General features: G+C 67.7%; 7 protein-coding genes. All 7 read right to left on the minus strand.

Annotated features, from left to right (window positions below):
* Positions 1 to 148 precede the first annotated feature (148 nt).
* On the minus strand, positions 149 to 1,483 hold the full coding sequence (locus FJY88_04260; GenBank protein ID MBM3286548.1) for a glutamine synthetase: 1,335 nt from the start codon (positions 1,481 to 1,483) through the stop codon (positions 149 to 151).
* Complete coding sequence (locus tag FJY88_04265; protein ID MBM3286549.1) at positions 1,480 to 2,250, minus strand: class II aldolase/adducin family protein; 771 nt, start codon at positions 2,248 to 2,250, stop codon at positions 1,480 to 1,482. Before FJY88_04265 ends, FJY88_04260 begins: the two co-directional genes overlap by 4 nt.
* Positions 2,123 to 3,691 (minus strand): NAD(P)H-hydrate dehydratase, encoded by a 1,569-nt coding sequence (locus FJY88_04270; GenBank protein MBM3286550.1) that lies wholly within the window; start codon positions 3,689 to 3,691, stop codon positions 2,123 to 2,125. The genes FJY88_04265 and FJY88_04270 overlap by 128 nt, the downstream gene beginning before the upstream one ends.
* Positions 3,691 to 4,401 (minus strand): HAD-IA family hydrolase, encoded by a 711-nt coding sequence (locus FJY88_04275; protein MBM3286551.1) that lies wholly within the window; start codon positions 4,399 to 4,401, stop codon positions 3,691 to 3,693. The genes FJY88_04270 and FJY88_04275 overlap by 1 nt, the downstream gene beginning before the upstream one ends.
* A gap of 37 nt (positions 4,402 to 4,438) precedes the next feature.
* Positions 4,439 to 4,660 (minus strand): hypothetical protein, encoded by a 222-nt coding sequence (locus tag FJY88_04280; GenBank protein MBM3286552.1) that lies wholly within the window; start codon positions 4,658 to 4,660, stop codon positions 4,439 to 4,441.
* 296 nt (positions 4,661 to 4,956) lie between these two features.
* Positions 4,957 to 6,213 (minus strand): asparagine synthetase B, encoded by a 1,257-nt coding sequence (locus FJY88_04285; GenBank protein MBM3286553.1) that lies wholly within the window; start codon positions 6,211 to 6,213, stop codon positions 4,957 to 4,959.
* Positions 6,210 to 7,910 (minus strand): hypothetical protein, encoded by a 1,701-nt coding sequence (locus FJY88_04290; GenBank protein ID MBM3286554.1) that lies wholly within the window; start codon positions 7,908 to 7,910, stop codon positions 6,210 to 6,212. The genes FJY88_04285 and FJY88_04290 overlap by 4 nt, the downstream gene beginning before the upstream one ends.
* Positions 7,911 to 10,509 lie beyond the last annotated feature (2,599 nt).

A 10,509-nucleotide genomic window follows, 5' to 3' on the forward strand; every position in this document is an offset into this window, starting at 1 on the left:
GGATCCCCCGGGGAGCGTCAAGGGGCCGCCCCGGCATCGCCTTGGCGCCTCGGGCCGATGCGCCGGCGCCCCGGGAGGCTCGGGAAGCCGGCGCGGCGAGCGAACGGACCGAGCGCGCGCGGTCCTGGGAAGCCTCGCGCGCAACCGATCAGAGAATCGGCAGGTAGCGTCCGATCTCGTACCCGGTCACCTGGATTCGGTACTGGTCCCACTCGAGCTTCTTGTTCTCGATAAACTTCGTGAAGACGTGCTCGCCCAGGGCTTCGCGCATCAGATCGCTCTGCTCCGCGGCCTCGACCGCGGCGTTGAGGGAATCGGGCAGGGTCTCGATCCCGCGCGCCGCCTTCTCCGCCGAAGACATCATGAAGATGTCCTCCTCCACCGGAGAGGGAAGGGCGTATCCCTCCTCGATCCCCTTGAGTCCGGCGGCCAGCATGACGGCGAAAACCAGATACGGGTTGCAGGCCGGATCGGGGCAGCGATACTCGATCCTCGTCGCCTTCTCCTTGCCGGGCTTGTACATCGGCACCCGGACCAGAGCCGAGCGGTTCCTGTTCCCCCATGCGACATAGGCGGGCGCCTCGTATCCGGGGACGAGCCTCTTGTACGAGTTGACCCACTGGTTGGTGACGACGCAGATCTCCTTCGCGTGCTTCATCAACCCCGCCATGTAGCTCCTCCCCAGCCTGGATAGGTGGTGGGGATCCTGCGCGTCGAAGAAGACGTTCTGTCCCCCCTTGAAGAGGGACTGGTGGACATGCATCCCGCTGCCGTTCTGGCCGAAGAGCGGCTTGGGCATGAAAGTCGCGTAGACTCCCCCCCGCCGCGCGGCCAGCTTGACGATGTACCTGTAGGTCACCGTGGCGTCGGCCATGCGGCCGGCCTCGGTGTACTTGAGATCGATCTCGTGCTGGCTCGGGGCCACCTCGTGATGGCCGGCCTCGACATCGATGCCCATCGACTGGAGGGCCTCGATCGTGTGGTGGCGAAGCTCGGTTCCGAGGTCGTCGGGGATGAGATCGAAGTAGCCCGCGCTATCGACGGCGTCGGCCAGCTCCGGGCTCTTGAGGTAGAAGTACTCGAGCTCGGGGCCGACATTGAAGTCGAATCCGAGATCCTTCGCCCGGGCCAGGTTCCTCCGCAGGACGTGCCGCGGGTCGCCCGCGTACGGCGTGCGATCCGGGTTCATGATGTCGCAGATCATCCGGGCGCTCAGGTGGCCATCGACGCGCCAGGGGAGAGGCTGGAAGGTGCGAAGATCAGGGACGGCGATCAGGTCGGACTCGTAGATGCGGGCGAATCCCTCGACCGAAGAGCCGTCGAATCCCAATCCCTCCTCCAGGATCTCCTCGAGCTGCGAAGGGGTGATCCCGATGGACTTCAACATCCCCTGAATGTCCACGAACCAGAGGTTGATGATCTTGACGTCGTGCTCGGTGACGTAGCGGAGCAGGTCCTGCTTCCTTTCGATCGGCGGGTTCATATCGAATAGTCCCTCTCGAGTTTGAGGTTGAGTTCCTCCAGCTGCTCGCGGCTCAGGCAGCGCGGCTCGCCGATCAGGCCCGCGGCGACGACGGCGCGCGCAACGAGCTCAAGCCGTTCCATGCGACGGCATGCGGACTCGAGGTCGGCGCCGAAGACGACGGCGCCGTGATGGGCCAGGAGGAGGGCCTGATGCCCCGCGAGGAAGGGGCGCACGGCCTCGGCGACCTCCTCCGTTCCCGGCGCGGAGAACGGGACCACGGGGACCGGCCCCAAGGCGAGGGCCGCCTCCGCGAGGCAGTCCTGGCTCAGCCGCACGCGAGCGATCGCGAATCCGGTCGCGCACGGGGGGTGGGCATGGACGATCGCCCCTACGTCCGGACGGCGCGCATAGACCTCGAGGTGCAGGCCCAATTCCGTGGAGGGGAGCGCCTCTCCATCGATCCCCTCCCCGCGCGCGTCGATCCTCACCAGGTCCCTGCGCCGCAGCCTGTCTTTCCGAACCCCCCGCGCCGTGATCAGGATGGATCCGTCCGGGCAGCGGACGCTCAAGTTGCCATCGTCCGCGACCAGGATTCCGCGCGCCCCGAGCAGCCTTCCCACCCGGCGCATCTCGTCGGCGAGACGGCGGATCGCGGGATCAGCGAACATCACGGCCCCGAAGTCGCGGAAGAGTTCTCCACGCGGCCGGCAGACGCTCTGCGACCTCCGCCGGCGCCACGACCCGCTCGCCCCCCTCCGACGCAAGCAGGTCGGCCGCCAGGCCATGAAGATGGACGCCGCACATCGCCGCCGAGAGGGGCTCGAGCCGCTGCGCGAGGAGCGTGCCGATGATTCCGGACAGGACGTCGCCCGATCCGCCCGTCGCGAGCCCGGGGTTGCCGGTCGTGTTGACGAGCGCAGGGCCCCTCGGTCCGGCGATCACAGTGGGCGCCCCCTTCAGGACGAGGACGACGCCGTGCCGCGAAGCGAACGATCGGGCGGTCCCGATCGGGTCGGCGAGAATCTCCCGGATCGAGGTCGCGGTGAGACGGGCCATCTCCCCGGGATGGGGCGTCAGCACGCGCGCAGGAAGCCCGGCGCGCGAAGCCGGCAATGGCCCCGCGGCCAGAGCGTTCAGCCCATCCGCGTCGACGAGAAGAGGGCCCTCCCACGAAGCGTAGAGATCGCGGACCAGGCGGTCGGTCCCCCGGTTCCGTCCAAGGCCCGGCCCCAGGACGAGCGCGTCCCACTCGGAAGCCAGGGACCGTAGGAAGCGGACCCCTTTCGGGCTCAGCGTCCTCGCCTCGGTCTCTTCCATGGGAAAGGTCATCGGCTCCGTCAGCTTCGCCTCGAGGATCGGATTCAGGCTCCGCGGCGTCGCGACGCGGACCAGGCCGGCTCCCGCCCGGAGCGCGGCAAGCGCGGCAAGCGCGGGAGCGCCCGTGAGACCCGGCGAACCGCCGGCGATGACGAGCCTGCCACGGACGCCCTTGTGCGCGTCGCCCGGGAAGAACGGGATCGATGCGGCGACCTCCGAGGGAGCGATCAGCTCCGCGGCCGGAGCCACCTCCTCCATGACCTCGCTCGGGATCCCGATGTCCACCGCCACCCATTCTCCGACCTGCCCGCGGGCGGGCCAGAAGACGAAGGAGCGCTTGGGGAAGCCCATCGTGACGGTCAACCGCGCGTGGATCGCTTCTCCCTCGATCGCCCCGGTGTCCGCGGAAAGACCCGATGGGATGTCGACCGCCACGATCGTCGCCCTCGATCGGTTCATCTCCCGGATGAGCCGGGCAAGCTCGGGCTCCAGCCTCCCCCTGAATCCGGTCCCGAGGATCGCGTCGATCAGGAGGTCCTCGGATGTCAGATCGCCGAAGCCGGGCGGAGGATCTCCGCCGATCGGCTCGAGCGGGATCCCGCGCGCGATCAACGGATCGATCTGGAGCCGGGCGTCCGCGCCGGCCTTCTCAGGCGGGCCCAGGACGAAGACCCTCGGATTGTAGCCGGCATCGTGGAGCAGTCTCGCGAGGACGAGCCCGTCGCCGCCGTTGTTCCCCCGGCCGCAGACGATCCAGATCCGCCTCCGATTCAGCCGGTCGAACCTCCGGCGGATCTCTCTGTAGATCCCCTCGCCCGCGCGCTCCATCAGCGTGGGACCGGGAACCCCATGCGTCTCGATCGTGCGGCGATCGCACTCGCGCATCTCGGCCGCGCAGAGGAGGTACATCACTCCGACCCTGAGGCGCTTCCCGGCCGATTGCCGTTCAGCCGGTCGACGATCCCCACGAGCTGCTGGATGTCGTCGATCTCGTGGTCCGCCCCCGACTCGACGACGCCCTTGGTGTCGCCGTAGCGCGCGAAGACGGTCTTGATCCCCAACCTCGCCGCCCCCACCATGTCGCGCTCCGGCCAATCGCCGACCATGAGAACCTCATGGGGGCGCATTTCGAGCAACTCGAGGGCCTTCTGAAAGCCCGCCGGGCTCGGCTTCCTCAGCCCCGTGTCGTCGAAGGTGATCACGAACTCGAAGAGATGGTGGAGGGCGAGGTGATGGAGCCTGAGCCAGGCCTGCAGGGCCGGCGCGTCGGAAATCACCGCGAGCCTGAGGCTCCGGCGGAGCAGCTCGGTCAAGGTCCGGCGGACATGGGGATAGAGGACGAGGTAGGAGTCGCGGACGCGGCGGTAGCCCACGATCGCCGCGGCCAGGATGCTCGGAGAGCAGGCCCCCGTCGTCTCCTTCAGGAATCCGTCGAAGACGTTCTGGTACTCGATCCCCTCGCGGTCGTAGATGGCGAGGATCCGCTCGCGGGCCTGCTCCCGGGTCATCGGGAGACCCATGTCGATCATCCCCTCGATCGCCGCCTCGACCGAGGCCTCCTTCATCTTCATGAAGTCGGTCAGCGTGTTGTCGAGATCGAAGAGGATCGCCCGGATCATCGCGGCTGGGGTTCCCTTCCGGGCCCGTCAGGGATCCCTACTTGGTGGAGTGGCTGATCGATCGCCCGTAGCTGATTTCCCCATTGTCGATGCGGATGTTGAACCCGCAGTCGGGATTGGAGCAGACCCAAGCCTTGAAGTTGATCGGCGCCCCCTCGCGACCATAGTCGGAGAGAGGGATGAGCACTCCGGTCTTGCACTTCATGCAAATCGGAAACCCCGCGTCGAGATCTCCACCACCCTTCACCACACTGGTCATCCCCACCTCACCCTCTGCCCGTCCCGGGCCCCCACGATCCGCGCCGCGATCCGTCTCGCGGAGGAGGACGGACCGCCCTGCTCGGTGGTCTCTCAGAGTTTCTCAGATTCGCCGGATCCCCAGCCAATGTCAAGAGTAAGCACGAGGGGCGCGGAGCCCCGCCTGGAGCGTCCGGGGACCCCGACGGATTCCTGAAGCCCCGCGCCGCGAAGGCGAACCTGGCGGAGCGGAGGGATCCGTCGGGGGCCGTGCTCCTCGCCGCCCGCACGCGCGCATCTTGGATCCCGCGAGTGCGCCTAGGTCTTGCGCTCCTGCTTCTTCGCGGCCGGAAAGAGGATGTTGTTCAGAATCAGGCGGTACCCGGGAGAGCCGGGGTGGAGCTCGAGCTGCGTGGGAGGATCGCCGACCTGGTGCTGGTAGTCCTCCGGATCGTGCCCCCCGTAGAAGGTGAAGGTCCCGTTGCCGTAGTTGCCGTGGATGTATCTCACCTCGTCCTGTCCGGGCACCTCGGCGAGGATGACGACCGACTTCTTGAGAAGGGACTTCCGGAAGCTGGTGGTCTGCCCCATGAAACCCCTCACGACGTTGACGTGGCACTGGGTCAGCATCGTCGGGACCGGATCCTCCTTCGCGGAGAAGTCGAAGAGGTTGAAGAAGTCATTGTCCTGGCCCCGGAGAGAGGCCTCGCGGGTCATGTCGATGTCGGAGTACTCGTAGACGAGGGGGTTCATCTCAAGCCTGTAATCGGTGAACGCAAGGCCGCGCGAGGGATCGAGCTTGCGCTCGCAGCCCGCCTCGGGCGCGTCGCCGTCGTAGACCGAGTCGACGATGTCGACTCCGTCGGCCGCGAGGGCGATGTCGAAACTGTCGGTCGCCGAGCACATCGAGAAGACGAAGCCGCCTTGCGCGATGTACTCCTTGATCCTCCCGGCGACCGCGTGCTTGAGTTGCCACACCTTTCGGTAACCGTTCTTCGCTGCTTCCTTCTCGTTCATGCGGACCTGCTCGATGTACCAGGGCGCGCTGTGGTAGGAGGCGTAGAACTTGCCGTACTGGCCGGTGAAGTCCTCATGATGGAGGTGAAGCCAGTCATAGCGCGGCAGGACCCCGCCCAGAACCTCCTCGTCCCAGAGCTTGTCGTAAGGGATCTCGGCGTACTCCAGGGCGAGAACGACCGCGTCGTCCCACGGATCATCGGAGGGAGGCACGTAGACGGCGATCGTCGGAGCCTTCTCGAGAAGCACCACTTCCATGTTCGATTTCTCTATCTCGTCGAGGATCGCGACCGCCTCCGCCCCGCCCTTCTCCTCCCACGCGACGCCCGCGAGGGCACAGTCCCTGCGAGTGGCCTCCTCATCGTCCATGAGGAACGATCCGCCCCGGTAGTTCAGGAGCCACTCCAGCTCCTCTCCGCGCTGGAGAGCGTGGTAGGCGACCCCGTAGGCCATCAGGTGATTCGTCTGAGCGAGATCCATCGGGATCAGGATCCGCGCGCCGGCGGATGTCAGGGGCATCGCCGCGCAAAGGACAGCCCACAGAACCGATCGCCTCATGCCCGCCCCTCCTTCGCTCGCGGCTCATCGAGAGAGCCCGTCCGCCGCAGTTTCTGCAGGAGGCTCCTGACCTCGAGAGCCTCGTAGCTGCGGGGAAACCGCACGAGCAGATCCTCGTAGCGTCGGATGACAGCCTCCGACTCCCCATCGCGCTCGCGCATCCTGTCGGCCACCGCTCGCAGGACCCCCGCGGCCATTCCTCCGTCCGGATAGCGCGCAGCCAGCGTGTCGGCACGCGCCGCCGCTTCCTCCAGTCGGCCGAGGTCGAGCAGCGAGAGGCCCTCCTCGCGCAGGATGTCCTGCGCCGCCTCGCATCCATCGCACGCCCGCGACGCTTCCTCGCAAATCTCCAGGGCGCGGGAGTGCTGGCCGATCCTGCGCTGGTAGGCGATCTGGCCCAGGGCGGCCAGTGGAACGGCGCCGGCCTCCCCCACGCGGGAGAGCAGGAGAAGCCTCTCAAGGGCGTCGTTGACGCGGTCCCCTCCGGCGAAGTCCCGCGTCATCCTCTCGTAGCCTCCCTGCGCCTCCTCGATCTTGCCCGCGTAGAAGAGGACCTCCGCTTGCTGAAAGGCAGCTTCTTCTCTGCTGACCGGATCGGCGGCGATATCCTCGATCCTCTTGCAGACGGCGACAACGTCCTCGTAGCGGCCCATTCGCAGTCGCGTCTCCGCAAGGGCGACGAGCGCCTGGCCGAGCAGCCTGCCCCGCTCCGATCCACGGGTCTTCTCGAGCACGGCGATCAGATCCTCCTGCGCCGCCGCCCCGGACTCGAAGTCCCTGAGATCGCGGACGAGGACGTCGGCGCGGTCCTTGAGGGACATGCGCGCGAGAGCCCCCTCGGGCGAGGCCTTGACCGCGTCATCGAAGGCGGCGACCGCCTCGCGATGCCGTCCGGCGCGGCGCAGCGCGGAAGCCTTGAGGTAGAGCGCTTCCTGGGCCGGATCGTCGCCGAGCCCGGCCGCGACCGCCGCCTCCGCGAAGGCCACGACCTGGGCCTCAGTCCCCTTCTGGGCGATCCGCCGCAGCTGCTCCAGCAGAGTGAGGCCCCGCCCCTCGCGCGCGCGGTCGAGGGCGCGCGCCTCCTCGAGCGCCTCCGCGTCCTTGCCGAAAGAGAGCAGCGAGGAGATAAGGAGTTCGGGGAGGTTCTGCGCCTCCGGCCTCGTCCTGATCTCCTTGCGCAGGGCCGGAACGACCCAGTTCCCGGCGGAGTCGGCCACGATGAGCGACTCCAGCTCGTCCCGCACCCATTCGCTGTGAGCCGCTCCCCCGCGGTCGATCTCGAGACAGAGATCGAAGGCCGCCTTCGCGTCGCCCGCTTCCCTGCTCGCTCTCTGCAGCTCGACCAGCATCGGAGTCGGGTCCTCGCCCCGCTCCCGGCAGGCGTCGATCTCGCCCTGGTAGAGAGCGCGCGCCTCGCCGAACCGGCCGAGCTTCCGCAGGCAGGTTCCACGCAGCAGCTTCGCCGCCTCCGCATGCTGCCCCGTGAGATTCCCCTCGGAGAGGCGCGCGAGCGCCTCCTCGTGCTTCCCGTCGCGGATCAGGAGCTGAGCCTCGCGGATCAAGCGCTTCTGCCGCTGGATCTCCCCCGCCTGGGCGGCCGGCGGCTGCGGGTTGGCGGGAACTCCGCTTCCCCGCTGCGCGGCGGCGCCATCATGCGAGGCCAGGAAGAGAAGAAGGAGGAGAGCCGCGATCCTCATCGCGAGCCCTCCGTCAGGGCGCGGAAGTACTCTTCCACGAGCCGGCGGAAGTCGCCCGGGATGGGATCCTGCGAGCCGCGCAGGATTCCGCGCCGGATCTGCTCCCTCTGCGACAGGCCCCGCGCGATCGGAGAGGGAGAGGCCGGATCGAGAGGATCGACTCCCGTGCGCGAGCGGCGCTGCTCCTCGAAGTCCTGTCGCCTCAAGCTGCGCTGCGCGGTCAGAAGCCTGCTCAGGATCCTCTCCTGCCTGCGGATGATCCTCTCGTCCAGGTTGCGCTCGCGCATCTGCTTGCCCACTTCCTCCATCTCGCGGCCCAGCTCGTCCAAGCGGCCGAGGACGTCGCCCCGGTCGCCCAGCGATTGCGCCGCCTCCTCAAGGCCCTTACGGATCGCCATCTGCCTTGCGGCGAGCTGGTCGAGGCGCCCCGCCCCCTGGTCCGAAGGTATGCGGGCTCCCTGCATCTCGCCGAGCAGATCCTGCGTCCCCTGATTGAGGCCCTGCTGCTGCGCCGAGAGCCCCTGCATCATCGACATGCCGTTCGGATTGGGCGACTGGCACGACGAGCTGCCCGAGCCGCCCGAGCACATGTTCTGAGCGGATTGCAGAAGGCCCGCGACCACCATGTCGGTCGTGATCTGGGCGCGCTTGCCTACCGCCGAGCCCGAGCCGCGTTCTCCCCGCTCGTAGGCGTCGGTCGCGTCCGCGAGATCGTTCACGACGCCGCCAAGCGCGCGGATCTGCGAAGGCGCAACGAAAGGCGTCTCCCGCGCGATTTCGTAGACCTGATCGACGACGTGGTCCGCCGCGCGAGCGATCCGGTCCTGCTCGAGTGCCAGCTCGCGCGTGTTGCGCCGATTGGCCTCGGCCACAAGCGCTTCCTGGCGCTGGGACAGATCGACGAGGTCCCCGGCCAGGGCCATCAGCTTCCTGGCCAGCTCCTCCGAGAACGCCATCTCGACCTGCGATTGCATCTGCCTCATCTGCTGCGAGAAGCTCTGGATCTGCCCCGCCGCCTTGCGGCCCGCGCGCAGGGCGGAGCGCCTGTTGCCTCCAGACATGCATTGCCGCCCCGACTGCATCTCCTGCTGCGCGGCGTCGAGCGACTTCTTCGACTGCTGCCCCTGCTCCCCGGCGAGCCGCTCGGCCATCTGCTGGTGGCTGCGATCGGCGATCGACTTCAGATCCTCCATCTGCCGGCGCAGCTCCTCGAGCTCCTTCTCCGCCGCGGCCTGCCTCTCCATCGACTCCCGCCTCTCCGCGTCCGAGAGAGCGGATGTCGAATCGGGACGACGGCCTTCCGGCGAGGTTCCGAGCTCCTGGTTGATGCGGTTCTGCTCCTCCAGCAGGCGATCGGCCCGCTGGATGAGCTCGTCGAGCTTCTCCTCCGCGACCAACCGCTCCAGCATCCGCAGAGTCCGGTCGAGCCCCTGCTCGAGATCCTTCTGCGTGAGCTTCATCTTCTCGAGCGCCGCGCGCACCTGGTCCGGATCGAGGGACTGCAGCGCGCCCCGCATCTTCTCCATCAACTCGTGGAACTCCGGGCTCTGGATCTGGCGCACGAGATCCTGGATCTGGGCGATCTTCTGGATGATCTCAGGGCTGAAGAGCTCGCCCTGCTGCATCCGATCGAGCTGGCGGTCGAGGTTCTGCGCGAGAACCTCCATTTTCCTGACGATCTCTTCCTGCCGCTTCAGGAACTCCTCCACCTCCTGCTTCTTCTCCCACTCCAGGGTGTTGTCCTGGCGCACCTCCTGCGAGATCGCCTCCAGCGCCTTGCGCAGCTCGATCTGCCGATCGAGCGATTCCCGGAGATCGACGATCCCTTCCTTCCTCTCGGTCTCCTGTTGCGCGTACATCTCCTCGACCGTCGGGAAGCGGATCAGGTACTCGGGCGACACCGCCGTCTTCGGCCCGCTGACGGCGTCGTTGTCGGTCAGCTCGAAGCGGTATCCGATCCTGTCGCCCGGGGCGAGGGCGATCTCCTCGAGATTCCACGGGTAGGGGACCCTGGCCTCCGTCGTTCCCGTCCAGCGGGCGATCGTCAGGCGCGTCGGGCTCCCTTCGTTGCGGCGGTAGACCAGGTCGAGCTTGGTCACGCCGAAATCGTCGACACAGTCGACCTCGAGAGCGACCCGGAGATCCGGGGGGAGATCGATCTGCTCCCCCGGCGCGAGCAGGTAGAGGCTCGGCATCCGGTCGGGGATCGGATCGATCTGGAAGGTCTCGGACCTCCAGAGCCCCCCCCGGCCGGCGCCGCCCCGAAGCTCGACATGGAAGGCCCCCGGATCGCGCACCCGCAAGGTCGAGGAGAGGACTCCCTCCGCGGCGCGATCGAGGTCGACGACCGCCCCCGAGGCAAAGAGGAGCCGCCCTGTCGCGTCGGGACGGCTCGTCCCGACGAGAAGATCGACCTCGCTTCCGACCAAGGCGGCGATCGATCCGTGGGGCGACAGCTCCTTCTCCGGAGCCAGTCCGGTATAGGAAGGGAAGCGGAGGCGCTTCTCGTAGCCGGTAGCGCGGAGGGGTTCCTGGAGGGAGATCCTGTAGGTCCTGCTCCTCTCCTCGCGGACCCCGACCGCGTACTCCGTCTCGGCTT

It is taken from the genome of Candidatus Eisenbacteria bacterium (genome assembly GCA_016867495.1).
Classification (GTDB): domain Bacteria; phylum Eisenbacteria; class RBG-16-71-46; order CAIMUX01; family VGJL01; genus VGJL01.